The 22,989-nt window shown below is 67.7% G+C and carries 26 protein-coding genes and 2 tRNA genes; 9 read left to right on the forward strand and 19 right to left on the reverse strand.

Annotated features, from left to right (window positions below):
- Nucleotides 1-10 precede the first annotated feature (10 nt).
- Entirely contained in the window at nt 11-709 is a 699-nt protein-coding gene (locus tag OG984_RS20685; protein WP_328528077.1) for a DUF881 domain-containing protein, read from the reverse strand.
- 133 nt (nt 710-842) lie between these two features.
- Here OG984_RS20685 and OG984_RS20690 point away from each other — a divergent pair, with 133 nt between their 5' ends.
- Nucleotides 843-1,304 (forward strand): cell division protein CrgA, encoded by a 462-nt coding sequence (locus OG984_RS20690; RefSeq protein ID WP_328528078.1) that lies wholly within the window; start codon nt 843-845, stop codon nt 1,302-1,304.
- A 144-nt stretch (nt 1,305-1,448) separates the two neighbouring features.
- Here OG984_RS20690 and OG984_RS20695 read toward each other — a convergent pair whose 3' ends face one another.
- The 7 genes from OG984_RS20695 to OG984_RS20725 form a co-directional block, all read right to left on the reverse strand.
- Nucleotides 1,449-2,276 (reverse strand): rhomboid family intramembrane serine protease, encoded by an 828-nt coding sequence (locus tag OG984_RS20695; protein WP_328528079.1) that lies wholly within the window; start codon nt 2,274-2,276, stop codon nt 1,449-1,451.
- Nucleotides 2,277-2,381: 105 nt separating this feature from the next.
- Nucleotides 2,382-2,897: a peptidylprolyl isomerase gene (locus OG984_RS20700; RefSeq protein WP_008355625.1), complete on the reverse strand. Its 516-nt coding sequence runs from the start codon at nt 2,895-2,897 to the stop codon at nt 2,382-2,384.
- A 78-nt stretch (nt 2,898-2,975) separates the two neighbouring features.
- Nucleotides 2,976-3,308 carry a DUF3817 domain-containing protein gene (locus OG984_RS20705; protein WP_008355624.1) on the reverse strand — a complete coding sequence of 111 codons (333 nt, stop codon included), beginning with the start codon at nt 3,306-3,308 and terminating at the stop codon, nt 2,976-2,978.
- Nucleotides 3,305-4,165: an SURF1 family protein gene (locus tag OG984_RS20710; RefSeq protein ID WP_328528080.1), complete on the reverse strand. Its 861-nt coding sequence runs from the start codon at nt 4,163-4,165 to the stop codon at nt 3,305-3,307. The genes OG984_RS20705 and OG984_RS20710 overlap by 4 nt, the downstream gene beginning before the upstream one ends.
- A 22-nt stretch (nt 4,166-4,187) precedes the next feature.
- Nucleotides 4,188-5,090, reverse strand: coding sequence for a hypothetical protein (locus tag OG984_RS20715; RefSeq protein ID WP_328528081.1), 903 nt, complete (start codon nt 5,088-5,090; stop codon nt 4,188-4,190).
- A 115-nt stretch (nt 5,091-5,205) separates the two neighbouring features.
- Entirely contained in the window at nt 5,206-6,243 is a 1,038-nt protein-coding gene (locus OG984_RS20720) for a TauD/TfdA family dioxygenase (RefSeq protein ID WP_328528082.1), read from the reverse strand.
- A gap of 266 nt (nt 6,244-6,509) precedes the next feature.
- Nucleotides 6,510-6,929: a MarR family winged helix-turn-helix transcriptional regulator gene (locus OG984_RS20725; RefSeq protein ID WP_328528083.1), complete on the reverse strand. Its 420-nt coding sequence runs from the start codon at nt 6,927-6,929 to the stop codon at nt 6,510-6,512.
- Nucleotides 6,930-7,099: 170 nt separating this feature from the next.
- On the opposite strand from OG984_RS20725, the gene OG984_RS20730 reads away from it, so the two are divergent.
- The 4 genes from OG984_RS20730 to OG984_RS20745 are packed head-to-tail and all read left to right on the forward strand — an operon-like array spanning nt 7,100 to nt 9,007.
- A complete protein-coding gene (locus OG984_RS20730) occupies nt 7,100-7,501 on the forward strand; it encodes a DUF1304 family protein (protein ID WP_328528084.1) in 402 nt (133 codons plus the stop codon).
- Nucleotides 7,502-7,534: 33 nt separating this feature from the next.
- The gene (locus tag OG984_RS20735) at nt 7,535-8,032 is read left to right on the forward strand and encodes a hypothetical protein (RefSeq protein WP_328528085.1); all 498 of its coding nucleotides are present in this window, start codon (nt 7,535-7,537) and stop codon (nt 8,030-8,032) included.
- 47 nt (nt 8,033-8,079) lie between these two features.
- Nucleotides 8,080-8,412 carry an ArsR/SmtB family transcription factor gene (locus OG984_RS20740; RefSeq protein ID WP_328528086.1) on the forward strand — a complete coding sequence of 111 codons (333 nt, stop codon included), beginning with the start codon at nt 8,080-8,082 and terminating at the stop codon, nt 8,410-8,412.
- Between the two features lies 1 nt (nt 8,413).
- On the forward strand, nt 8,414-9,007 hold the full coding sequence (locus tag OG984_RS20745; protein WP_328528087.1) for an SRPBCC domain-containing protein: 594 nt from the start codon (nt 8,414-8,416) through the stop codon (nt 9,005-9,007).
- Between the two features lie 38 nt (nt 9,008-9,045).
- Here OG984_RS20745 and OG984_RS20750 read toward each other — a convergent pair.
- The 3 genes from OG984_RS20750 to OG984_RS20760 form a co-directional block, all read right to left on the reverse strand.
- Nucleotides 9,046-9,121: transfer RNA gene (locus OG984_RS20750), tRNA-Ala, on the reverse strand.
- A 17-nt stretch (nt 9,122-9,138) separates the two neighbouring features.
- Nucleotides 9,139-9,258 carry a DLW-39 family protein gene (locus OG984_RS20755; protein WP_328528088.1) on the reverse strand — a complete coding sequence of 40 codons (120 nt, stop codon included), beginning with the start codon at nt 9,256-9,258 and terminating at the stop codon, nt 9,139-9,141.
- 80 nt (nt 9,259-9,338) lie between these two features.
- Complete coding sequence (locus OG984_RS20760; RefSeq protein WP_328528089.1) at nt 9,339-10,286, reverse strand: hypothetical protein; 948 nt, start codon at nt 10,284-10,286, stop codon at nt 9,339-9,341.
- A gap of 72 nt (nt 10,287-10,358) precedes the next feature.
- Between OG984_RS20760 and OG984_RS20765 the strand changes: the two genes are divergently transcribed.
- Nucleotides 10,359-11,321, forward strand: coding sequence for an MBL fold metallo-hydrolase (locus tag OG984_RS20765; RefSeq protein WP_328528090.1), 963 nt, complete (start codon nt 10,359-10,361; stop codon nt 11,319-11,321).
- Between the two features lie 84 nt (nt 11,322-11,405).
- Here the strand turns inward: OG984_RS20765 and OG984_RS20770 are convergent, their stop codons facing one another.
- On the reverse strand, nt 11,406-12,113 hold the full coding sequence (locus OG984_RS20770; protein WP_328528091.1) for a hypothetical protein: 708 nt from the start codon (nt 12,111-12,113) through the stop codon (nt 11,406-11,408).
- A 235-nt stretch (nt 12,114-12,348) separates the two neighbouring features.
- A tRNA-Ile gene (locus tag OG984_RS20775) sits at nt 12,349-12,422 on the reverse strand.
- 153 nt (nt 12,423-12,575) lie between these two features.
- Here OG984_RS20775 and OG984_RS20780 point away from each other — a divergent pair.
- On the forward strand, nt 12,576-13,562 hold the full coding sequence (locus tag OG984_RS20780) for a type IV toxin-antitoxin system AbiEi family antitoxin domain-containing protein (RefSeq protein WP_328528092.1): 987 nt from the start codon (nt 12,576-12,578) through the stop codon (nt 13,560-13,562).
- A 70-nt stretch (nt 13,563-13,632) separates the two neighbouring features.
- On the opposite strand, the gene OG984_RS20785 is transcribed toward OG984_RS20780, so the two are convergent.
- The 5 genes from OG984_RS20785 to recF all read right to left on the reverse strand — a co-directional run bounded on the left by OG984_RS20785 (nt 13,633) and on the right by recF (nt 21,083).
- Nucleotides 13,633-14,187, reverse strand: coding sequence for a DUF3566 domain-containing protein (locus OG984_RS20785; RefSeq protein ID WP_045547274.1), 555 nt, complete (start codon nt 14,185-14,187; stop codon nt 13,633-13,635).
- Nucleotides 14,187-16,886: a DNA gyrase subunit A gene (gene gyrA / locus OG984_RS20790; protein ID WP_328528093.1), complete on the reverse strand. Its 2,700-nt coding sequence runs from the start codon at nt 16,884-16,886 to the stop codon at nt 14,187-14,189. Before gyrA ends, OG984_RS20785 begins: the two co-directional genes overlap by 1 nt.
- A 49-nt stretch (nt 16,887-16,935) precedes the next feature.
- Nucleotides 16,936-18,999: a DNA topoisomerase (ATP-hydrolyzing) subunit B gene (gene gyrB, locus OG984_RS20795; RefSeq protein ID WP_328532379.1), complete on the reverse strand. Its 2,064-nt coding sequence runs from the start codon at nt 18,997-18,999 to the stop codon at nt 16,936-16,938.
- Nucleotides 19,000-19,354: 355 nt separating this feature from the next.
- Entirely contained in the window at nt 19,355-19,942 is a 588-nt protein-coding gene (locus OG984_RS20800; RefSeq protein WP_328528094.1) for a DUF721 domain-containing protein, read from the reverse strand.
- On the reverse strand, nt 19,935-21,083 hold the full coding sequence (gene recF, locus OG984_RS20805; RefSeq protein WP_328528095.1) for a DNA replication/repair protein RecF: 1,149 nt from the start codon (nt 21,081-21,083) through the stop codon (nt 19,935-19,937). The genes OG984_RS20800 and recF overlap by 8 nt, the downstream gene beginning before the upstream one ends.
- A gap of 29 nt (nt 21,084-21,112) precedes the next feature.
- On the opposite strand from recF, the gene OG984_RS20810 reads away from it, so the two are divergent.
- A complete protein-coding gene (locus tag OG984_RS20810) occupies nt 21,113-21,535 on the forward strand; it encodes an NINE protein (protein WP_328528096.1) in 423 nt (140 codons plus the stop codon).
- On the forward strand, nt 21,510-21,974 hold the full coding sequence (locus OG984_RS20815; RefSeq protein WP_328528097.1) for a DUF2752 domain-containing protein: 465 nt from the start codon (nt 21,510-21,512) through the stop codon (nt 21,972-21,974). Before OG984_RS20810 ends, OG984_RS20815 begins: the two co-directional genes overlap by 26 nt.
- 82 nt (nt 21,975-22,056) lie before the next feature.
- On the opposite strand, the gene gnd is transcribed toward OG984_RS20815, so the two are convergent.
- Nucleotides 22,057-22,947 carry a phosphogluconate dehydrogenase (NAD(+)-dependent, decarboxylating) gene (gnd, locus tag OG984_RS20820; protein WP_328528098.1) on the reverse strand — a complete coding sequence of 297 codons (891 nt, stop codon included), beginning with the start codon at nt 22,945-22,947 and terminating at the stop codon, nt 22,057-22,059.
- Between the last annotated feature and the right edge of the window lie 42 nt (nt 22,948-22,989).

Here is a 22,989-nt window from a genome sequence, read left to right on the forward strand (position 1 = left end):
AGCCCCTGTCTCACTTGTCCTGAGGCAGGGGCTTCGCGTATTTCACGTCGAGCAGGCCGTCGTAGGCCGGCGCGGTGAGATAGGTCAGCGGCTTGAGGAACCAGCCGATCTGGACATTGGGGTCGCGGGCGTCGTCCCGGTAGTTCTGCACATGGTCGTCCCGGTCGATCGCCGCCTGGAGACGGTCGGGGTCGCCGACTGCCTCGATGACGTACGGCTGGGGGTAGGGCACACCGTCGAGCTGCACCGTGCTGCCGGAGCACTTGATGCCCGTGGTGGTGATGATCCGCTTGCCGGCGATCGTGATCGCTTCGGCACCACCGGCCCAGAGCGCGTTGACGACGGCCTGGATGTCCTGCTGGTGCACGACCAGCGAGTTGGGGTCGTCGCCGGTGTAGCTCTCCTGGACCTCCGAGGGCGCGTCGCCCAGCACGATCTGCATGCCGGCGCCGCTGTGGTCGGAGGTGCCCGCTGGGTCGGCGAGACGCGCAGACTGGTGCTGGAGCTTCTTGACGTCCTTGTCGGTGACCCCGCTGGTGAGCTGGTCAACCTCGCTCTGTAGGTCGGCCAGCTGGGCCTCGAGGCGGTTGTAGCGGATCCGCTCGCCGTCGACCAGCGTCGCCAGATCTTCGTAGCGCCCTGGACGCAGATCGGTGCCGTCCGCGTTCACGAAGCTCACCGCCAGCAGGCCGCCACAGAGCAGCACCACGACGGGTGTACCGAACCTCCAGGAGGTCGCACGGGTCCAGCGCTTTGGTTTAGAAGTGGGGTTAGCCTGGGTTCCGGAGCTCACGACCATTAGGGTATGCGCAGCAATCACATTTGTCTGAGGAGCATCACCCGTGGCCAAGCTCAAGCTCTCGAAGAAGAGTGATCTCGACCTGCCCAAGGACCCGATCTTCACTCCGCGCTTCGGGATCGCCCTGCTGCTGATCGCCCTCGGCATCGGCTGGATCGTCTACTACTACGTCGGGGTCCGCCCCAACGAGATCGGTGGCGACTTCACCGGGCCGAAGCCGGTGCAGAAGCTCGAGGGGTGGAACTACCTGATCGGCTTCGTCCTGCTCTTCCTGGGCCTGGCCGTCTCCGCGCACCCGAAGACCCCGCTGGGTCGGGGCCGCGGCGTCGTGGTCGGCATGCTCGGCTGCTTCGTGATCGGCCTGATCTGGATCTGCGTCTTCTACGTCTTCGCCAACGACCACCTGGACAAGATCTGGGTGTTCAACGACCTGGGTCAGAAGAACCTGCTGGTCGGCATCGGCTTCATGGCGGTGGGCTTCACCTTCGCCACGAAGTGGGAGTGATCCCTGCATTAGACCCCGAAAGAGGCGCAACCCTTGCGGTTGCGCCTCTTTGCGTTACACGGGTGTAGTTCTCCACAGGGTCTTCCACACCTGTGGATTTGTCCACGCCGTGAAAACGCCCCGAAAACACCTGCTTCGAAGGCCTCAGAACACCAACATCCGTACGCCGACGAGCGCAAGCAGCAGCAACGTGAACCCGCCCAGAGCAGCCCATTGCAACGGCGCCTTCCGGTCGGCCCGGAGCGAGGTGAAGATCCACGCGACGACGAGACCGCCGATGAACCCGCCGACGTGCCCCTGCCAGGAGATGCCGTTGCCGAAGAAGGTGATGCCCGCGTTGATCAGCAGCACCGGCAGCAGCGGGGAGAGCGACTGCCCGGCCCGGACGAAGAGCACCACGAGAACGCCCAGGAGCCCGAAGATCGCGCCGGAGGCGCCGACGGTGCCCTGGGTGGCTGCATTCGGATCGCTCGCCCAGAGCACCAGCACCGACCCAGCGATGCCGGAGATCACGTAGAAGACCAGGAACCGGAGCCGCCCCACGATCGGCTCGAGGAACGAGCCGAGCATATAGAGCGAGAGCATGTTGACGGCGATGTGCAGGACGTCGATGTGAGTGAACACGGAGGTGAGCACCTGCCACACCGCGCCGTCATCGACCCCGGGGTACCAACTGGCACCGAATTCGGACGCCTGAGTGCATGATGCCTGCGGCACGACGACCGCTTGCCCGTCCGGCCCGAGGCAGAACTGCCTGAAGCGGATCGGGAGCACCTGTGTAAGCACCGACGAGTGCCATCCGGTGAGGACGATGCTCAACCAGACCGCGACGTTGACGCCGATGAGCGAGAAGGTCACCGGGAGCGCCCGGAAGCTCACCCGCGCGCCCGTGAAGCGCTTGGGCTGGCGTACGGACTTGTGGCCTTCACGTATGCACTCAGGGCATTGGAAGCCGACCGAGGCGGCCGTCATGCAGTCAGGGCAGATGGGACGCCCACAGCGCTGACAGCTGATGTGAGTCTCACGGCCGGGGTGGCGGTAGCAGACCGGCACCCCGACCGGGGTCGTCTCGGACAATCAGCCCTCGACGATCTCGACCGTCTCGATGACGACCGGCTCGACCGGGCGGTCCATCGCGCCGGTCTTGGTGCCGGAGATCGAGTCGACGGCCTTCTTCGACGCCTCGTCGGCGACCTCACCGAAGATGGTGTGCTTGAAGTTCAGCCACGGCGCCTGGCCGGTGGTGATGAAGAACTGCGAGCCGTTGGTGCCGGGGCCGGCGTTGGCCATCGCGAGCAGGTAGGGCTTGTCGAAGGTGAGCTCGGGGTGCGGCTCGTCCTTGAAGGTGTAGCCCGGGCCGCCCGTACCGGTGCCCAGGGGGCAACCGCCCTGGATCATGAACCCGTCGATGACGCGGTGGAAGCCGAGACCGTCGTAGTAGGGGACACCGGAGCGGCCGGCGTCGTCCGTGTACTCCTTGGTCCCCGTCGCGAGCCCGACGAAGTTGGCGACCGTCTCCGGAGCGTGGTTGGGGAACAAGGTGATCGTGATGTCACCGTGATTGGTGTGGAGGATGGCCTTCTGGTCAGCCATGACCTGCCCTTCCGACATTGGGATTGGTACGGGATGTAACTCCTCGATCCTCCCACAGGGTCGGTCGTGGACCCGAGGTCAGGAGGCCGCGTCAGCCAGCTTCGGAGCGATCCGGTCGGCGACGCGGCGCTCGACCCAGAAGATCAGCCCGGGGATCAGGCCGGCGATCATCATCAGCAGGAACTCGGGGATCGTCCAGCGGGCCTTCTGGGTGAGCAGGAACGCGACGATCACGTAGATGATGAAGATCCAGCCGTGCGCGACCCACAGCGGCGTCATCGTCTCGCCGAAGGACTGCAGAGCGGTGCCCTCGGGGAGCAGATACTTGAACAGCGAGGAGATGGTGCCGACGAGCAGCAGCACACCGACAACGTACGCAAGCACCTTGTAGGTGCCGAACAGCTTGTTCACGCGTCCGAGGGTACGCCCCCGGTGGTCGAGCTTGTCGAGACCATCTGTCCCGACGCATCGACCCCGTGATCAGCATCATCGTCATCGGTCCGCGGACGGAGCGTGTCACGCACGTAGCGCCACCACACGTAGATCCCGAAGACGCCGAACAGCCACCACTCGATCGCGTAGAGCAGGTTGCGCAGTCCGGTCGTGGCCTCCGGCTCGGGCAGCTGCGGAGCCGGCACGTCGGCGACGTCGGTGGCACCGTCGTTGACCGGCATCGAGCTGGCCGGCCAGTTGTCCTCGATCGGCGAGCGCACCATGTAGGCGCTGTAGAGGTCGTAGCTGGTGCGCGAGATCAGGTCGGAGATGTCGAGCTGCGGGAAGACGTTGTCGGACTTGCGGTCGTCGGCGACGTTGGTCCAGTCGCTCGGCTGCAGCCAGCCGGTGACGGTGACGTGGCCGCGCGGCGCGGGCGGTGCGGTGCCGACCTCCGGCGTCCAGCCGCGCACGACGTAGACGGCCGACTCAGTGTCCTCGACGAGCACCGGCGTCACGGCCCAGAAGCCGACCTGAGAGCCCCGCTCCATCCCGTCGATGAAGATGGTCTCCTCAGGCATCCAGATCCCGGAGACGGTCACCGGACGGCCGATCTGCTCCCACGGGAAGGCGTCGTTGGGCCCGATCAGGTCCGTGAACGCCTTCGGCTTCGCGTGCACGAGCTCCGCCACCTGGTCCTGCTTGTCCTGCTGGCTCGACTCGTACTGCCAGACCCCGAGCAGCACCGCGCCGGTCACGAAGATCACCACCAGCGCGTGCGCACCCCACATCCTGGGGGAGAAGATGCTTCGCGGGGGTCTGGTCTGGGCGGCCATAGCAGTCCCAGCGTACGGGGGCCTAGTCGCAGACCGCGAATGGGACGCGTTCGCTGGTGACCAGGGTGGCCGCTGTCACCGGGCTGGTCACCCGGAAACCGATCCGGCCCGTGGACGGATCCGCGACACCGTTGGTGAAGACCTTCTTGTACGCAGCATCCTGATCACCCAGCTTCAGCCGGTAGAACAGATCGTCGCGGTCCTCGCCGAGTCGCAGCGTGGCCAGCCCGCCGCCGAACTCGACCGAGTAGGCCTCGACCGGGGCCAGTCGGGTCTTCTCCTTCGGCCCACCCTCGGCGCAGCCGTTGACGACGTACGTCGAAGTGGCGGGGCCTCCGGCGACGGCGACCAGCGCCTCCTGGGCCGCCCAGTTCTCGGCATCCACGGCTGCAGTGTTCTTGGTGATCAGGTGGGTCTTCGGGTCGAACTTCGCGCCCTTCAGAGGGCCGACGCCGGCCTTGATCGCCTCGCCCGGCTTCACCCGGTCGGCGACCCTGATGACGAACCCCTCCTTACCGGCACCGGTGAACCTGGCCTCCCAGACGACATCGGCCGCGCCCCACTGGTAGGTATCACGCAGCCGCTCGTCGACGCCACGTAGCAGCCCGCCGCTGACCTGGGCCGCGCCTTTGTCGGCCCGGCTCCACAGGTCGCTCTGGTCCGCCGGGCTCGACCTGCTGGTGACGTCGTCGAGGCCGAAGAGCGACTTGACCTCGTCGTAGTCGGTCACCGCCAGCGTCTTCGCACCCGCGGGCACGAACGTCATGGCGGCCTCGACAGGGCTCATCGTCGGGGCGTACGCGGGGTAGGCGTCCTCCGTCGGCGCCGCCTCCGGCTTCTTCGGCTCGCCGTCGTCCCCGCAGCCGACCAGCGCAACTGCCAGGCCAATGGCCAGCACCCCGACGCCCCATCGCCTCACGTTCACCCCAACGAGTATTCCCGATCCCCGTCACGGTATGTGGCACATCTGTCCCGGCGAGATGGCGCCACATAGAGGGAGGCCGCAGGCAGATTGCCTGCGGCCTCCTGGATCCCGAGCGTCAGCGACCAGCGCCTGTGAGCTCAAGGGATGCGGGGAGAGGCTCGAGCACCGGGTCGATGATCCGCGACGATGCCTCCGACCGAGCGACCCGACTGCGGCGCAGGTCCTTGACGGTCGTGAGGCGGCGCAGCCAACGGTCGGTGCCGTCGTAGCGAGCCTTGAACGGCTTGCGGCCGTGCAGTGCACGATGGTTGTCGACGATGAGGATCTCGCCCGGGGCCAGCGCGACGTCCTCGACGTTCGCGGAGAGCTCCATGATGAGCAGCTGAAGGGCCCGGTCGGCCTCGACGTCACCCGGCAGCGCCTCCATGTAGGGCGGGTCGAGCCGGACGTCGGGAGCCTGCGGAGAGCCGGAGAGCACGGCGGTGGGTGCGGCGAGCAGCTCACCCTCGTTGACGCCGGCCTCGCGGAGGTTGCGCAGGTGCTCGTCGTCGGGGCGGATCACGTAGCGCGGCTCGAACAGCGGCGCGTACTCCGGGCCGCTCACGTCGATCGAGCTGATCCCCACCGCGGTGGTCGGGATCATGTCTTCGTTGCGCAGCGAGATCAGGCCGAGGTGGTCGCAGCGCAGGTTGCTGAAAGCGTCCTCGATGTGGAGGTCGAGCACGACGTCACTGCTGTGGCCGGTCTGCAGGCTCTCCTGCTTCTGGATCGGCAGGATGTTGTTGACCAGCTGGCCACCCTGCAGCGAGGACCAGGAGACGGCGTCGCCGAGCTGGGCCATGATCAGGGCCAGCCAGAAGTCGGCGGCGTGCGGCGCCTGGGCGTCGGGGTGGTTCCAGTGCGGCGGGGTCGGTCCGGCGGTCACCGGGAGGCCGCTGATCACCAGCGCATCGGTCGCATCGCCGTAGCGGAACGCACGGATCGCCCGGGCGACGCTCTCGGGAAGCTCACCACCGAGGAACGGCGCCGTCTCGAGGAACTCCGAGGAGACCGGATCACGGAACCGGGTGAGCAACCTCTCCGACAGCTCTGCTGCCGCCTGGGACTCTGCTGGGGTCATCTCGACCCGGGTGACTACGGACTGTGCGCCCACAACATTGACCTTTCGGACTTTGCGGTGGAGGGTTTCGTCAGAGCTATTTCTGGCGCCCGCCAAAGGATTGCCTAACTTTCAAGACTCACTTTGTTCCGCCGTACGGAATTCAAACGAGTGATAGGTCCAAATGGCGAGACGATAGGTATTAGGCCCCTTGCGCAAACGGCGTGAACCTGTTTAGGGAATGTATCTCCCTTGCGGTATCCCAGTTACCAGAGATTTGCCCGCTCAGCCTGGCTTTTCGGAAATCGAACGCAGGACGTTCACCGGTACGGATCGACGAGCTCACGTAGCGACGTGAGCGCCTCGCGCAACGCCGTCGCCAGCTCCGGCCCGAGGTGCTCGTTCCACTCCTGCTCGACACCCATCACCACCTCCCGCGCGCGGTCGGCAGCGGCCTGCCCCTCCGCGGTGAACCTGATGAGCCGAGCACGGCCGTCGGTCGGGTCCGGGACGCGCTCGACGAGGCCCTCCCGTTCGAGCGCCGCGACCAGCATGCTCGCGGTCTGCTTGGTGACCTGGGCCTGCTCGGCCAGGTCGACCAGGCGCGAACCGTCCTCGGCGATCCGCTGGGCGAGCCGAGCCTGCGCGACGGTGATGTTGTAGCCCGCCTCCCGCATCGCGGAGATGACGCGCTCGTCCATCGCCCGGTAGGCGATGAGCATGAGCGTGGCGACGTCCATCGAGCCCCTTGACACTGTTCGGCACCCTGGTCAATATGGTCAGTAAGACTGACTATCATACCGCTCTCCGGTGTCCAGACAGCCGTCTACTCACGGGGCCCTGCCGGACGCGTGTTGCCTTCACGATCTCCACTGCCTCGCGTGTCGAGGCCCGTCCCGAGCAGGTCACCATGAACGCAGTCGCACAGCTCAGCGCCGGCATCTCCGCCCTGATCCTCATCGCCGTCTTCCCGTTCGAGGCCTTCCTCATCGACCGCCCGGCGGTCCAACGCTTCCTCGGCATCGAGCCGCACGGCATCCGCAACGTCCACCTGTGGTCGTTCTGCATCGGCGCCCGCAACGCTCTCGCCGGGGTCGGCACGCTCATCGGTCTCTGGATCGTCAACTTCGGGGACGAGTCCACCGGGGTCACCGTCGTGGTCGTCGCCTGCATCTACATGCTGCTCGCCTCGCTGTTCATGGGCATCGCCGACGCCCTCGGCTTCTGGCTTCCGCGCGGCGGCAGCATCAAAGGAACGGTCGCCTCCTCCGCACTCCCCGCGATCGCACTGATCGCGATCGCAGTCGGATAGCGTGAACCACCCCGGAGCACTACGCTCCGAACCATGGGCACCGCGATCATCTCGGGACTCTTCGCCGTGGTGCTCGCCTGCGTCGCCTGGGCCCTGCAGAACGGCAGCCGACGGGCCCGCGTCCTCTCCCGGATCGAGCGCTACACCCAGATCCTCAAAGACATTCCGTACGGCCATCCGGCGCGGGTCCATCTCGACGCCGCCCTGGCCGCCGAGGCCAAGAAGCTGAGCGCCCTGACCGGCGCGACGCCGTCGTTCGCCCCCGCGCCGCTCCCCGACGGACCACTCGAGCCCGCTGACGGCGGACCCGCGACCATGGACGACATCTTCGGGACGGGCGACCATCGACCCGTCACGCCCGGCGCACGGCCCCCGGTCCAGCCGCCGATCCTCTCACCACCATGGTCTGCCCCGGCACGGGTTCGCTCGTCCACGCCGCTCCGGGCGTACGCATCTGTGGGGCTGGGGATCCTGGCCGGCGGGTTTGCGATCTTCGCCCTCTGGCTCGTCATCGACCAGCTCGTGCACTGAGAAAACATGCCTTGACGGGCATATGCCGACTAAGGCATGTTTGGGGAGTGCCCACCCGAGACGTCTTCAGCGTGATCGCCGACCCGACCCGTCGACAGATCCTCGATCTGCTCTGCCAGCGCGAGATGGCGGTGGGCGAGCTGGTGGAGACCCTCGGGCTCGCCCAACCGAACGTGTCCAAGCACCTGCGGACGCTGGGCGAGGCAGACCTGGTCCACGTACGCATCGACGGACCGCGCCGCCACTACCGGCTGCGTCCCGAGCGGCTCCGCGAGCTGGAGGAGTGGCTGGCGCCCTACCGCCGGATGTGGGCCGGCCGGCTGGATGCGCTCGAGCGTCACCTGGACCAGCACGACGACCCTGATCACGAGGAGGACTGAGATGACCACGACGACCGGACCCATGGGCGAGGTGTTTCGCGACGGCGAGAGGACGGGCCTTCGCTACGTACGCCTGCTGCGCCACTCGCCCGAGAAGGTGTGGCGGGCGCTGACCGAGCCGGACGGCCTGCGGCACTGGTTCCCGACCGACATCGTTGGGGAGCGTGTCGCCGGGGCTCGGCTGAGCCTCCCGTTCTGGCCCGAGGGCCTGGAGCTGGCGAGCACCACCGAGGCGATCGAGGAGATGGGAGTCGACCCGGACAGCTACGTGTCGGAGGGGGAGCTGCGCGTGTGGGACCCGCCCCGGACCTTCGAGTTCACCTGGGGGATGGACGGTCGTACGGACCTGACCGACCTGCTCCGCTTCGAGCTCGAGCCCACCGACGACGGCACCCGCCTCACCTTCACCACCTGGCTGGGCGGCCCCACCGGCAACACCGACACCGCCGTCGGCTGGCACGTCTGCCTCGACCAGCTGGCCGGCCTCCTCGACGCACCTGAACCCCCGGCCGAGGAATCCCCGGCCGACGTCGTCCAGCGCGTCATGGCCCAGACCGACGAGCTGCGCCCGGCGTACGCCGCCCTGATCTCGTGACAAATGCAGCGAAACCGCAGGTCACCCTGCGGTTTCTGTGGTGGAGCGTAGGGGACTCGAACCCCTAACCCCCTGCTTGCAAAGCAGGTGCGCTACCAATTGCGCCAACGCCCCGGACGGGTGTCCGTCGGTCAGCTCACCTTGTCGGTCGCCGCGGCCCAGTGACCCTTCTCGGGGTTGGACTGGTCGAGCTTCTTCTTGGCGAGGACGATGCCAGCCGCGGCCAGCAGTACGAGGACGATCTTCTTCATGTCTTCTCCTGCGAGTCGTGGTGAGCATCGCTGCCCGTTAGACCAGGAAAGCGTACCGGCCCGCCATGAGGCGCACGAAATCAACCGGCCTCGGGGTCCGGCGCCAGGCCGAGGGAGGCGATGGGGGTGAGGGTCATGTGGGTGCTCGCCCACATCCGGCCGGTCAGGAGCCCGAACCCGTACGCCGAGGGCCGGCTGTAGGGGGAGGCGCCGGACTCGTAGGTGGTGATGAGCTCGCCCGAGACCTCGACGATCGCTTCGGCCATGTTGGGGAACCTGTACTTGCGCTGCACCGCGCCGACCCGGCCGCCGGGCTTCCGCTCGCAGATGAAGATCGTGCTCGGGCGGTGGCGGCCGAACGAGGAGGAGAAGACGTACTCGTCGCGGCGCACCACGACGCCCTGGACCTTGGGCGGGGTGGTGGTGGAGACGACCGGCTGGGAGAAGTCCCACTCGCCGTTCTCGCCCTTCTCGTAGGCGAACAGCGTCTGGTTTCCGAAGCCACCGACGTAGAGCTGGTTGCCACGGATCCGGCAGTAGGAGCCGGCCGCGACCTTCGCCGGCGTCTCGAGGGGTTCGACCTCGGCGGCCTTCTCCGAGTTGCGGATCTTCGACAGCGAGTAGCGGTAGAGCTTGCCGGTGCCGCCGCCGGCGCCCTTGGACACCCAGACGTCGTCGCCGTCGACCGCAACGCCGCCGGCGTGACCCGGACCCGCCTTGCCGTTGTGTCCCACCAGCAGCACCTCGGCGACGGTCTTGCCGCTCTTCAGGTCGACCAGCACGAGCGCCGAGCCCTTGTCATGGGAGTAGTAGCTCTGAGCCAGAAGGTTGGTGTCCGGGCCGTAGCCAAGCCCCTGCGGAGTCCAGTCGTCGGTGCCACCGGTGGCCAGCGTGTTGGGGATGAGCGGGCCGACGCGCCCACCCATCCGCTGCCCCCACCTCTCGGTGCGCCGCATCCCTCCCCTGACCCATCGCCGCGTACGTCCCGGGATGGAGTCGAGGTCGAACGGAAGGTCGATCTTCGTCATGATGGTGATGTTCGCATGCGGTTCCTACCGTGGTCGGATGGCGTACCGGCTCACGGCCGATACGTTCCCTCTGTGACGAGCGATCCCACTGCCTCTCCAGCCACGCCGACCCCTCGAGAGCTGATCGGCGCCCTGACCGGGTTCGGCCGCGGTCTGCTGCGCCCGCGGCGACCCGACCAGCGACTCCTCGCCTCGATCACCGACGCCGGCCTGCCCCAGGGCGACCGGACGGTGACCGTACGCACGATGCCCCAGGTGCCGCGCACGCTGCCCGCCGGCGGCCTGATCGAGGGCGCCGGCCTCCGCCGGTCCGTACGCAACGCGATGACCTGCTTCATCGTCAGTCACCCCGAGGCGACGTTCGTCGTCGACCCGTCCTACTGCCGCGACGCACCCGAGCGAGCCCTGAGCGAGCTCCCGGGGATGCTGCGCCGGCTCGTGACGCCGCCGTCGGACACCGTCGCGACCGTCGACTCGTTGCTCACCGCGCAGGTCACGCCCGACTTCGCCCTCCCGACCCATGCCCACTGGGACCACGTCTGCGGCCTCCTCGACCTGCCCGGCCTCCCGGTCCACATGCGGACGACCGAGCGCGACTGGGTCCTCGGCCCCGGCCGGCCGCCCGTCGGGGGAGTACGCCCGGCTCTGACCGATGGCCGGCCGGTGGAGACGTACGACCTCGACGGCCCGCCCGTCGCCACCTTCACCGCCTCCCACGACCTGTTCGGGGACGGCTCCGTCCTGCTGGTCGAGCTCGCCGGCCATACGCCCGGCAGCATCGGCGTCCTCGCCCGCACCGCCTCCGGCTGGGTCCTGATCGCCGGCGACGCCGCCTGGCACTACGACCAGGTCGATCTGATCAGGCAGAAGCCGGCCTTCCCCGGCGACCTCGTCGACGAGGACCGCGACGCAGCCTTCGCCACCCTCCACCGCCTGCACCTGGCTCGCCATCTGATGCGGGTCGTACCGACGCACGACCACGACGCGTCCAGCCGACTTCCCAACGAGGAAGAAGCCCCCGACGGGAGCCTCTGACCTGCGGCTCTCGCTCGCCGCGCCTGAGCCTTCTCAGACATCGTGGCCCCGCCGGATCGACGGGGCCACGAGCAGTTTTGAAGATCAGAACGTACGTCGCACGGTGACCGTGGTGGTCTTGCCGCTTCGGAGGTTCTTGGCGATCAGCACGGCCTTGGTGAACTTGTTGGTCCGCTGGAATCCGGTGAAGCGGTGCCGGAACTCGCCGATGTTCGTGTCAACGCCCACGTTGACGACCTTCGACTTCTCCTGGAAGCCGGCCGGAGTCCACAGCCGTACGGTGAGGCGGTACTTGCCGAGCCGGTTCGCCACGCCCTCGACCCGGACAACGCCGGAGTCGCGGCGTACGGTGATCTGGGAGGACGGGCCCATGCCGATGACTCGGTAAGGGTTCTGGTCGACACGTCCGACGCACGAGACCGAGTAGTCACCCGAGAAGTACATGCCCATGACCGGCTTCGGCCAGGCGAGGGTGGACTTCGTGGTGTCGCGTACGACGCCGTCGACCGGGTGAAGCGTCGCCGGCTCAGTCGACGGATCGGATGGCTCGCTGTTGCCGACCATCGTGAATCCGGACCAGTTGGGCCTCTTCACGTCACGGATCACGGTCGTTCCGATGGTGCCGCCGGTGGGCGAGCGCCGGGCGCCGACGGTGATGACACCAGCGCCGCCCTCGCAGGCGCTCGTGACATTGATAGACGGGGTGGTCGCAGCCTGCGCGGAACCACCGAGTGACAGGGTCGCTGCGCCGAGCGCAAGGGCGGCGGCAGCAAGCGTGAACTTGCGGAGCATGGGGTTCTTCTTTCGAAGTCGAGGCGCTGCGACATGCGGCGCGCCTGCATTGAAACACCCCTGCGGGCATCCGTCAGTGGATTAGACGGACTCGCTTGACTCCATCTATTTACTCGTCGGTAGCGGCGGGCCATGCAGCAGTGAATAGATCGCCCTCGGGGCATCTGACGAAGACGACAGCCCCAAAACGAAGTCGAGGCCCCCGACAGGAGCCTCTGACCTGGTGAAACTGCTGTGCGCTTAGGAGGACTTGAACCTCCGACCCCCACATTATCAGTGTGGTGCTCTAACCGTCTGAGCTATAAGCGCAGGCGCCAACTGGGGGTGGAAGCCCCACCAGCAGGCGAGAGGAAACATTACCCGCCCGCCGCCCGCGGAACCAAAACGGTGACACCCTGACCACCCTGGGGAGGTCAGTCCGAACCCGGTTCGGATGAGCCTCCCCAGGGTTAGGGTGCCAGCATGTCCGACTCGGAGGACCTCGAGGCGATCTTCGCGCGTGAGGATGCGGCGCGGATGCTGGATGCTCAGCGACGGATGCAGCACGGGGTCGCGAGCCATGCTCAGCTCACCGCGGGCGGGCTCAGCCGGATCGACATCGAGCGGGCCGTACGCCGCAACGAGCTGCGCCGCGTGCACCCTCGCGTCTACATCGACCACACCGGCCCGCTCACCTGGGAGCAGCGCGCCTGGGCCGCGGTGCTGTACGCCGATCCGGCTGTGCTCTGCCGGGAGAGCCTCGAGGCACCACGAGGTCGTGACGACGGTTGGCCGATCCACGTCGCGATCGACCACTCCCGCAAGGTGATGCCTCAGCCCGGCGTCGTCGTCCACCGGATGCGGGGGCTGAAGCTCAAGGCCTATGGCGGCACGCCGCCACGTCTCAAGGTCGAGGACAACGCGCTGGCGATGGCGAACGAGGCAACGTCCGAGATCGACGCGATTGCGCGGGTCGCCGAGGTGGCGAGCAGGTCCTACGTCACGGCGGCCAGTCTCCAGGCTGCGCTGGACCGCGCGCACTCCCTGCGCCGCCGCAAGCTCATCCAGGGATTGGTGGACGACCTGGCGTCAGGCGCGCACTCCGTGCTCGAGCACGGCTACCTCACCAAGGTCGAGCGGCCCCACGACCTGCCAGCGGGCAGGCGCCAATCTCCCCGGATCGGTTCCACGGGAAACCAGTACCGCGACGTCGAGTACGAGGCGTACGGGCTCGTGGTCGAGCTCGATGGTGCGCTCGGCCACGACTCCTGGCGAGACCAGGCTCGCGACGCGGACCGCTCGTTGGACGATCTGGCTCAGCTGGGGTCCGTCACGGCCAGACTGAGGTTCCATCAAGTCTTCGGCACCCCATGCCAGACCGCAGCACGCATCGGACGGATCCTCACCAAGAACGGATGGCCCGGAAACCTGGGCCCATGCGGCGACACCTGCGAAGCCTCTGGCAAATGAACCTGGGGAGGGTTTTCCGAACCACGTTCGGATAACCCTCCCCAGGTCGAGAGAAGCGGGTGGGTGCGGCTCAGTTCTCGGTGAGCTCGACCTCGACGCCGCCGAGCAGGGCCGCGGCCATGTTGTAGAGGAACGCGGCGAGGGTCGCGACAGCGGTCATCAGGACGATGTTGACCACCGAGACGACCATGGTGAAGCCCATGACGCGGGCGAGGCCGAGGTAGTCCTGAACGTTCCAGCCGGCGCTGGAGTCACCGACGACGTCCTGGACCGCCTGGTTGATCGAGTCCCAGACACCGGCGGCGCCGAGCACCGACCAGATGACGAAGACGGCGACGATCACGACGACGCTGAGCGCGATCGAGAGCAGGAAGGCCATCTTCATGACCGACCACGGGTCGATCCGGCTCAGGCTCAGTCGAGCCCGGCGGGCCGAGCCGCTGACCGCGTCCCGCTCCGCGCCGGCAGGGCCGGAGGTGCGGGCGGTCGAGGCGACCGCCGAGGTGGTGCGCCTGGCCGCGTTGGCCACCGTGTCCGTGATCCGCTGGGTCACCGGCTGTGCGGTCTCGTTCCGCTCGGTCATCGCGACTCCCCCAGTCGTGCTGTCGGCGGTGCGGTCCGTCATCAGGATTCATCTTCCGTAGTCGTCTCGGGCGACGCTCCGTGCTCGTCGTCACCACCGATTGTTACATCATCTGCAACCTCTGTCCCGGCGACAGTGTCATCGTCGACCTCGCGGGCCTCGACGGAGCGTGCCACGACGGCGACCGAGTCACCCTTCTTGGGCGAGACGAACTTGACGCCCTGGGTCGAGCGACCGGTGGCCCGGAAGTCGGAGTTGATCGGGCTGCGTACGACCTGGCCGGACGCGGTGATCGAGAGGACCTCGTCACCGTCGACCACGATGAACGCACCGACCAGACCGCCGCGGTCGGCGTTGGCCAGGGCCATGGTCTTGATGCCGAGACCGCCGCGGGACTGCAGCCGGTACTCGGAGATCTTCGTACGCTTCGCGAAACCGCCGTCGGTGATCGTGAAGACGAACTGCTCCTTGACCTCGTCCGGCGACTCCGAGCCGGAGACCGGAGCGGCGACGTCGGCGGTGTCCTCGTTGGCCTCGGAGAGCCCGGCCGCGATCTCGGCGGCGACGTGCTCGGCCCGGATGACCGACATGGACAGCAGGGAGTCGTTCTCGCGGAACTTCATGCCAGTGACGCCCGAGGTCGCCCGGCCCATCGGCCGCAGCTGGCCGTCGTCGGCGCGGAACCGGATCGCCTGGCCCTTGCGGGAGACCAGCAGGATGTCGTCCTCGGAGTTGACCAGCTCGGCACCGATCAGCTCGTCGTCGTCCTCGCGGAAGTTGATCGCGATGACACCGGCCTGACGGGGCGAGTTGTAGTCGCCGAGGCGGGTCTTCTTGATCAGGCCGGAGCGGGTCGCCAGCACGAGGTAGGGCGCCTGGTCGTAGTCGCGGATCGCGAGCACCTGGGCGATCGACTCGTCCGGCTGGAACGAGAGCAGCCCGGCGACGTGACCGCCCTTCGCGTCCCGCGCCGCCTCGGGCAGGTTGTAGGCCTTGATCCGGTAGACCCGTCCGGCCGTGGTGAAGAAGAGCAGCCAGTGGTGGTTGGTGGTCGCGATGAAGTGCTCGACCACGTCGTCGCCGCGCAGGGTGGCGCCGCGTACGCCCTTTCCACCACGCTTCTGGGTGCGGTACTCGTTGGCGAGGGTGCGCTTGGCGTAGCCGCCGCGGGTGATCGAGACGACCAGCTCCTCATCGGGGATGAGGTCCTCCATAGAGAGGTCGCCGTCGGCGGCGATGATCTGCGTACGCCGGTCGTCGCCGTACTTCGCGACGATCTCGTCGAGCTCGTCACCGACGATCTGACGCTGGCGGGCGACGTTGGCGAGGATGTCCTCGAGGTCGGCGATGATCAGCTCGAGCTCGGCGAGGCGGTCGATGATCTTCTGCCGCTCCAGCGCGGCGAGGCGACGCAGCTGCATGTCGAGGATCGCGTTGGCCTGGATCTCGTCGATCTCCAGCAGCCGGATCAGGCCCTGGCGGGCGTCGTCGACCTCGGGGGAGGAGCGGATCAGCGCGATGACCGCGTCGAGCTGGTCGAGGGCCTTGACCAGGCCACGCCAGATATGGGCGTCCTCCTCGGCCTTGCGCAGCCGGAAGGCCGTACGCCTCCGGATGACGTCGATCTGGTGCTCGACCCAGTTGGAGATGAACTGGTCGATGCTCAGCGTGCGGGGCACGCCGTCGACCAGCGCCAGCATGTTGGCGGAGAAGTTGGTCTGCAGCTCGGTGTGCTTGAGCAGGTTGTTGAGTACGACACGGGCGACCGCATCGCGCTTGAGCACGACCACGAGCTGCTGCCCGGTGCGGGAGGAGGTGTTGTCCTTGACGTCCGCGATGCCCTGCACCTTGCCGGTGTCGGCCAGGTCGGCGATCTTCTGGGCCAGGTTGTCCGGGTTCACCATGTAGGGGAGCTCGGTGATGACCAGGGTGGTGCGGCCCTTGTTGTCCTCGTCGACGTCGATCACCGCACGCTGGGTGATCGAGCCACGACCGGTGCGGTAGGCCTGCTCGATGCCCTCGCGACCGACGATCAGCGCGCCGTTGGGGAAGTCGGGGCCCTTGACCCGCTCGATCAGCGCGTCCTGGAGCTCCTCACGCGTCGCGTCGGGGTGCTCGAGCGCCCACTTCGCGCCCGAGGCGACCTCACGCAGGTTGTGCGGCGGGATGTTGGTGGCCATGCCGACCGCGATGCCGGCGCTTCCGTTGACCAGGAGGTTCGGGAACCGGCTCGGCAGGATCGACGGCTCCTGCGACCGGCCGTCGTAGTTGGGCCCGAAGTCGACGGTGTCCTCGGTGATGTCGCGGACCATCTCCAGCGCCAGCGGCGCCATCCGGCACTCGGTGTAACGCATGGCCGCGGCCGGGTCGTTACCGGGCGAACCGAAGTTGCCCTGGCCGTGGATCAGCGGGTAGCGCAGCACCCACGGCTGCGCCAGCCGGACCAGGGTGTCGTAGATCGCCGAGTCGCCGTGGGGGTGGTAGTTACCCATCACCTCACCGACGACGCGGGCGCACTTGGAGAACCCGCGGTCGGGGCGGTAGCCACCGTCGTACATCGCGTAGAGCACCCGCCTGTGGACGGGCTTGAGGCCGTCTCGTACGTCAGGCAGCGCTCGGCCGACGATGACGGCCATCGCGTAGTCGATGTAGCTGGCCTGCATCGAGGACTGCAGCTCGACGGTCTCGATCCGGCCGCCGGCAGAGGTCTGCCCGGGGCCTTCCGGAGGAGTCTCGGTCACGATTTCACTTTCTGCGTGCGTCTATCGGTATCTAGGGCCTCGGCGAGACTCAGATATCGAGGAATCGGACGTCCTTGGCGTTGCGCTGGATGAAGGAGCGCCGTTCGGCGACGTCCTCACCCATGAGGATGGAGAAGATCTCGTCGGCGTGCGCGGCGTCCTCGAGGGTGACCTGCAGCAGCAGTCGCTGCGAGGGGTCCATCGTGGTCTCCCACAGCTCGTCGGCGTTCATCTCGCCCAGACCCTTGTAGCGCTGGACCGGGTTCTCCTTGGGGAGCTTCTTGCCCTGCTCGAGGCCGTCGCGCATGAGCGCGTCGCGCTCGGCGTCGGAGTAGACGAACTCGTGCTCGGCGGGCTTGTTCCAGCGCAGGCGGTAGAGCGGCGGCTGGGCGAGGTAGACGTAGCCCTGCTCGATCAGCGGCTTCATGAACCGGAACAGCAGCGTCAGCAGCAGCGTGTTGATGTGGTGACCGTCGACGTCGGCGTCGGCCATCATCACGATCTTGTGGTAGCGCAGCCGGTTGATGTCGAAGTCGTCGTGCACGCCGGTGCCGAGCGCGGAGATGATCGACTGCACCTCCTGGTTGGCGAGCACCTTGTCGATCCGGGCCTTCTCGACGTTGAGGATCTTGCCTCGGATCGGGAGGATCGCCTGGATGCGCGGGTCGCGGCCGGACTTGGCCGAGCCACCCGCGGAGTCACCCTCGACGATGAAGATCTCGCACTCTTCGGGGTTGGTCGACTGGCAGTCGGCGAGCTTGCCGGGCAGACCGCCACCGCCGCCGATGCCCTTGCGGTTGCGGGCGAGGTCGCGGGCCTTGCGGGCCGCGATCCGCGCCGAGGCGGCGGCCATCGACTTGCGGATGACCTCCTTGCCCTCGGCCGGGTTCTGCTCGAGCCAGGCACCGAGCTGGTCGTTGACCGCGCCCTGCACGAAGCCCTTGACCTCGGTGTTGCCGAGCTTGTCCTTGGTCTGGCCCTCGAACTGCGGCTCGCTGATCTTCACCGAGATGATCGCGGTGAGACCTTCCCGGATGTCGTCACCGGTGAGCCGGTCCTCCTTCTTCTTGATCAGACCCCACTCCTCGCCCCAGCGGTTGACCAGGGTGGTGAGCGCGGCGCGGAAGCCCTCCTCGTGGGTGCCGCCGCCCGGGGTGTTGACCGTGTTGGCGAAGGTGTGGACCGACTCGTTGTAGGAGGAGGCCTGCCACTGCATCGCGATCTCGACGCTCATCGGGTTGGGCGCCTTGTCGTCGGTCTCGGCCTCGAAGGCGATGATGCTGGAGACCGGGGTCTTGCGCTTGTTGAGGTGGTCGACGTAGTCGGCCAGACCGCGCTCGTAGTAGAAGGACTGCTCCAGGACCCGCTCACCGTTGCCGGAGCTGTGCAGCTCGTCGGCGCCGTCGGTGTCCTGCTCGACGGTGCCGTCCTCGACGGCCTCGGCGATCGCGGAGGCCTGCGGACGCTCGTCGCGCAGCTCGATCCGGAGGCCCTTGTTGAGGAACGCGGTCTCGCGGAAGTGGCTCGAGATGGTCTCGAGGTTGTAGTCGGTCGACTCGAAGATCTCGGCGGAGGCGTTCCACGAGATCGTGGTGCCGGTGCGCTCACCCTCCTCGAGCTCACGGACCTCGCGCAGGTCGTAGTCGGGGACGCCGCGGGTGAACTCCTGCTCCCACAGGCGACCGCGGTTCTTGATCTCCATGTGGAGGTTGGTCGAGAGCGCGTTCACCACGGAGGAGCCGACACCGTGCAGACCACCGGAGACCTTGTAGCCGCCACCGCCGAACTTGCCGCCGGCGTGCAGCACGGTCAGCGCCAGGGTCGCCGCGGGGATCTCCTGCCCGGCCGCGGTGTCGGTCGGGATGCCTCGGCCGTTGTCGGCGACGCTCACCCAGCCGTCCTCACGCAGCGTCACCTTGATGGTGTCGCAGTAGCCGGCGAGCGCCTCGTCGACCGCGTTGTCCACGATCTCCCAGATCAGGTGGTGCAGGCCGCGGGCCCCGGTCGACCCGATGTACATACCCGGTCGTTTGCGGACCGCTTCGAGTCCTTCGAGAACCTGGATGGCAGACGCGTCGTATGCGACTCCGTCTGCGGTCTGGTCGTCCGGCATGGGAGTCGTCTGGTCGGCAGCGGTCACCGGTGCGATCCACCTGTCATTTCGGTCCGGATACGGACGTGGTGTCGGTCGGGCATGCAACGGGCCGACCAGCGCCGCGGAAGTAAAACCCAGGACGATCGACCCAACCTCTATGTTACCCCGTAGAACCCCGGATTCCACGCACGCGGCCTGTCCTGAGGGGCAACTGTGACCGAAATAGCCGTCTGTACGTCTCCTGACGGTGTCTCTGCGCCCTCAGCAGGGGGCTCGGTGAGTCCCTATACGTCCACGGGGCGCTCAGAGCGGCAGATCGCGGCTCATGCGATGAGCCTCGAACACCTGTTCATGGCCCGCTCCGACGCTGCCCTCAGCCGTAGGTGTCGCGTGGTCCGCGGCCGTCCCGTACGCCGCGTGGACCCTTCTTCCACGAGGGCAGGTGCGGGCCGAGCACCTCGATGACGAGGACGGTTCCGTGCCCGAGTTCCTCGTTGAGCCGCTTGACCAGGTTGGGCGCCAGCAGCTTCAGCTGGGTGGCCCATGCGGTCGAGTCGGTGCGGACGGACAGCTTGCCGTCGGCGTACGACTCCGGGGTGGTGTGGTCGGCGATCTCCTCGCCGACGATGTCCGGCCAGCGGGCCATCACGCCGTGGACCCGGAGCGAGGTGTCCCAGCCGTGGTCGTTGACCATCCGGCTGACCACCGAGTCGATGAGCTGGGGGTCGCGGTCGTCGGGGCGGGCGCCGGAGACCATGCCGCGTCGCGTCGCGCCGTCGGGCGGACGCCGCTTCTTCCGCATCCCTGCCTTGGGCGCGGGCATCTTCGCGGTCGCCCGGGTCAGGGACCGGGCGAGATCCAGGCCGTCGGGGCGCTTCTCGGGCTCCTCTTCCTCCGCGGTGGTCTCGACAGGCTCGACCACCGGCTCGACCACCGGCTCGACCACCGGCTCGTCACTCACCGCGGGTCACCTCGCCGGCCTTGACGTGGTAGCGGGCACCGGCCAGAGCAGCGGGTACGTCCTCGGGGACCGCGGCGGTGACCAGGACCTGCTCGGCGTCGGCGACCAGCTCGGCCAGCTGCACCCGGCGCTGGCTGTCGAGCTCGGCGAAGACGTCGTCGAGGATGAGGATCGGATCGTCGCCGTCGGCCCGTAGCAGGTCGTACGCCGCCAACCGGAGAGCCAACGCGAACGACCAGGACTCGCCGTGGCTGGCATAGCCCTTCACCGGGAGGCGCTCGGCACCGGCGCTGATGTGGAGGAGCAGGTCGTCACGGTGGGGACCGACCAGGCTGATGCCGCGGTCGAGCTCGTCCTTCTGGCGGCGGGCGAGCTCGGCGAGGATCGCCTCGCGAAGGGACTCGACGCTCGGGGTGGTGGTCTCGACAAGCTCGACCACCGGTTTGTAGGTGATCTCGGCATCGTCGCGGCTGGCGCCGCGGGCGACGGTCTCATAGGCCTTGCCGACATAGGGCTTGAGCGCCTCGACCAGGGAGAGCCGCTGGGCGAGGATCTCGGCACCGATGCCGGCGAGGTGGTCGTCCCAGACGGCCAAGGTGGCGAGTGCACCCTCGCGGGCGGAACCCCGCGCGAGCCCGGCGGTCTTGAGCAGCGAGTTGCGCTGCTTGAGGACACGGTCGTAGTCGCTGCGTACGCCTGCCAGCCGGGGTGCACGCAGGATCATCAGGTCGTCGAGGAAGCGGCGCCGGTCGGAGGGGTCGCCCTTGACGAGGGTGAGGTCCTCCGGGGAGAAGACGACGGTGCGGACCAGGCCGACCAGGTCGCGGGTGCGGGGGAGCGGGCTCCGGTTGATCCGGGCCTTGTTGGCGCGGCCGGCGTTGATCTCGACCTCGAGCGTCGCGGTGCGGCCGTCCCTCACCACGGCGGCGCGCACGACGGCCTGCTCGGCGCCGGCCCGGACCAGCGGCGCATCGGTGGCGACCCGGTGGGACTGCAGGCGGGAGAGATAGTCGATCGCCTCGACCAGGTTGGTCTTGCCCTGGCCGTTGCGTCCGACGAAGGCGGTCACACCCGCTTCGAGGGGGACCTCGACGTTCGGGTAGGAGCGGAAGTCGTGCAGAGAGAGGTGTGAGACGTACATCGGGTTTCCTCTCTCGTTAAGGTGCCTGCATGACCCAGTCTCCCAACCCTTACGGCCCGCCTCCAGGGCAACCCGCCCTTGGCGAGCCGGCCGGGCCTTTCTACCTGTCGGTGATGGGCCAGGTCCACGGGCCCTACCCGGTCCAGCAGCTCGCTCAGATGGCTGCGGCCGGGCAGATCAAGTCGGACACCCCGGCCAGCCTCGGCACCGACCAGCAGTGGTTTCCCGTGAAACAGATCCCGGGCGTCTTCTCGAGCCGGGAGTGGCTCGTCGCCCTGCTGCTCTCGATCTTCCTGGGTTCCCTCGGCGTCGACCGGTTCTACATCGGGCAGATCGGTCTCGGCATCCTCAAGCTGGTCACCTGCGGTGGCTTCGGCATCTGGACGATCATCGACATCATCCTCATCATCGTGCGAAAGTTCCCGGATGCAGACGGACGCCCCCTCGCCTGAGACCGCCGCCCACCGCGGTGTGCGCGAGCGCCTCGCGGCGGTGAGCTCCACGGAGGTCACCGCCGCCATCGGCGTCGGCGGGATCGTGATCGCGGCGCTCCTGCCCGCGGGTGGGATCGAGGACGGCCCGGTGCTCTGCCCGTTCCGCGCGCTCACCGGTCTGCCCTGCCCCGGCTGCGGCCTGACCCGGTCGTGGGTCTACCTCATGCACGGCGACGTCGGCTCCTCGCTGGCGAGCAACTGGTTCGGTCCGGTGCTCATCCTGGCCGTGATCGCCCTCGCCGTGGTCTCGGTCCGCTCCCGGATTGCCCGGAAACGCCCCGCTGACCTCGACAAACTCGTGAAGAGCCCGGTCGTCCTCGGCCTCTTCGCGCTCTTCATCACCTACGGCGCCGTGCGGCTGATCCTCACCCTGACCGGAGTCATCGACCCCATCTGAGGGTGGTCGAGCCGGTGGTCGAGCCGGTGGTCGAGCCGGTGGTCGAGCTTGTCGAGACCACCCGCGCAGCGGGTGATCCGAATCAGGCCTCCGACTCCGAGATCACCGCGTGCCCACCGAAACCGTTGCGCATCGCAGCGATCGCCTTCATCGCGTGGTCGTCCTCCTGGCGAGAGACGAACCGCGCGAACAGCGACGCCGAGATCGCCGGCATCGGGACGGCGTTCTCGATCGCGGCCTCGACGGTCCAGCGGCCCTCGCCCGAGTCGTCGGCGTAGCCCTTGATCTTGTCGAGGTGCTCGTCGGCGCGCAGCTGGTCGACGAGAAGGTCGAGAAGCCAGGAACGTACGACCGTGCCGGTGCGCCACGAGGCGAAGATCTCCGGGACGTTGTCGACGATGTCGACCTTGTCGAGGAGCTCCCAGCCCTCGGCGTAGGCCTGCATCATCGCGTACTCGATGCCGTTGTGGACCATCTTGGAGAAGTGGCCGGCGCCGGGCGTGGTGCCGCAGTGGACCAGACCGTCCTCGGTGCCGGTCGGCTTGAGCGCCTCGAAGGCGGGCATCACCTTGGCGGCGTCCTCGTCGGAGCCGCCGTACATCAGGGCGTAGCCGTTCTGGAGACCCCAGACACCGCCGGAGACTCCGCAGTCGACGAAGCCGATGCCCTTCTCGGCCAGGCTCTCGGCGTTCTTGGCGTCGTCGGTGTACTTCGAGTTGCCGCCGTCGACCACCAGGTCGCCCTCACCGAGGAGCTCCTTGAGCTCAGCGATCGTGGAACGGGTCGGGTCGCCCGCCGGCACCATCACCCAGACCACCTTGGGGCTGGGCAGCGCCTCGACCAGCTCCGCCAGGCTCGCCACGTCGGCGAGGTCGGGGTTGCGGTCGTATCCGACGACGGTGTGACCGGCCTCCCGCAGCCGGGTGCGCATGTTGCCACCCATCTTGCCGAGACCCACGAGTCCGATGTCCATGCAAGGGTTCCTTATCCGCTGGTCGAGCTTGTGCCCGCTGGT

The sequence above is a fragment of the Nocardioides sp. NBC_00368 genome (genome assembly GCF_036090055.1).
In the GTDB taxonomy this organism is placed as follows: Bacteria; Actinomycetota; Actinomycetes; order Propionibacteriales; family Nocardioidaceae; genus Nocardioides.

What these genes read in the sequence shown, in the direction of transcription:
- OG984_RS20695 (WP_328528079.1), bottom strand. Translation starts at nt 2,276, where the DNA reads ATGACGGCCGCCTCGGTCGGCTTCCAATGCCCTGAGTGCATACGTGAA.
- recF (WP_328528095.1), bottom strand. Translation starts at nt 21,083, where the DNA reads ATGTACGTCTCACACCTCTCTCTGCACGACTTCCGCTCCTACCCGAAC.
- OG984_RS20785 (WP_045547274.1), bottom strand. Translation starts at nt 14,187, where the DNA reads ATGACGGACCGCACCGCCGACAGCACGACTGGGGGAGTCGCGATGACC.
- OG984_RS20745 (WP_328528087.1), top strand. Translation starts at nt 8,414, where the DNA reads ATGACCACGACGACCGGACCCATGGGCGAGGTGTTTCGCGACGGCGAG.
- gnd (WP_328528098.1), bottom strand. Translation starts at nt 22,947, where the DNA reads ATGGACATCGGACTCGTGGGTCTCGGCAAGATGGGTGGCAACATGCGC.
- OG984_RS20810 (WP_328528096.1), top strand. Translation starts at nt 21,113, where the DNA reads ATGACCCAGTCTCCCAACCCTTACGGCCCGCCTCCAGGGCAACCCGCC.
- OG984_RS20735 (WP_328528085.1), top strand. Translation starts at nt 7,535, where the DNA reads ATGGGCACCGCGATCATCTCGGGACTCTTCGCCGTGGTGCTCGCCTGC.
- OG984_RS20760 (WP_328528089.1), bottom strand. Translation starts at nt 10,286, where the DNA reads ATGACGAAGATCGACCTTCCGTTCGACCTCGACTCCATCCCGGGACGT.
- OG984_RS20815 (WP_328528097.1), top strand. Translation starts at nt 21,510, where the DNA reads ATGCAGACGGACGCCCCCTCGCCTGAGACCGCCGCCCACCGCGGTGTG.
- OG984_RS20730 (WP_328528084.1), top strand. Translation starts at nt 7,100, where the DNA reads ATGAACGCAGTCGCACAGCTCAGCGCCGGCATCTCCGCCCTGATCCTC.
- OG984_RS20770 (WP_328528091.1), bottom strand. Translation starts at nt 12,113, where the DNA reads ATGCTCCGCAAGTTCACGCTTGCTGCCGCCGCCCTTGCGCTCGGCGCA.
- OG984_RS20710 (WP_328528080.1), bottom strand. Translation starts at nt 4,165, where the DNA reads ATGGCCGCCCAGACCAGACCCCCGCGAAGCATCTTCTCCCCCAGGATG.
- OG984_RS20780 (WP_328528092.1), top strand. Translation starts at nt 12,576, where the DNA reads ATGTCCGACTCGGAGGACCTCGAGGCGATCTTCGCGCGTGAGGATGCG.
- OG984_RS20725 (WP_328528083.1), bottom strand. Translation starts at nt 6,929, where the DNA reads ATGGACGTCGCCACGCTCATGCTCATCGCCTACCGGGCGATGGACGAG.
- OG984_RS20700 (WP_008355625.1), bottom strand. Translation starts at nt 2,897, where the DNA reads ATGGCTGACCAGAAGGCCATCCTCCACACCAATCACGGTGACATCACG.
- gyrB (WP_328532379.1), bottom strand. Translation starts at nt 18,999, where the DNA reads ATGCCGGACGACCAGACCGCAGACGGAGTCGCATACGACGCGTCTGCC.
- OG984_RS20755 (WP_328528088.1), bottom strand. Translation starts at nt 9,258, where the DNA reads ATGAAGAAGATCGTCCTCGTACTGCTGGCCGCGGCTGGCATCGTCCTC.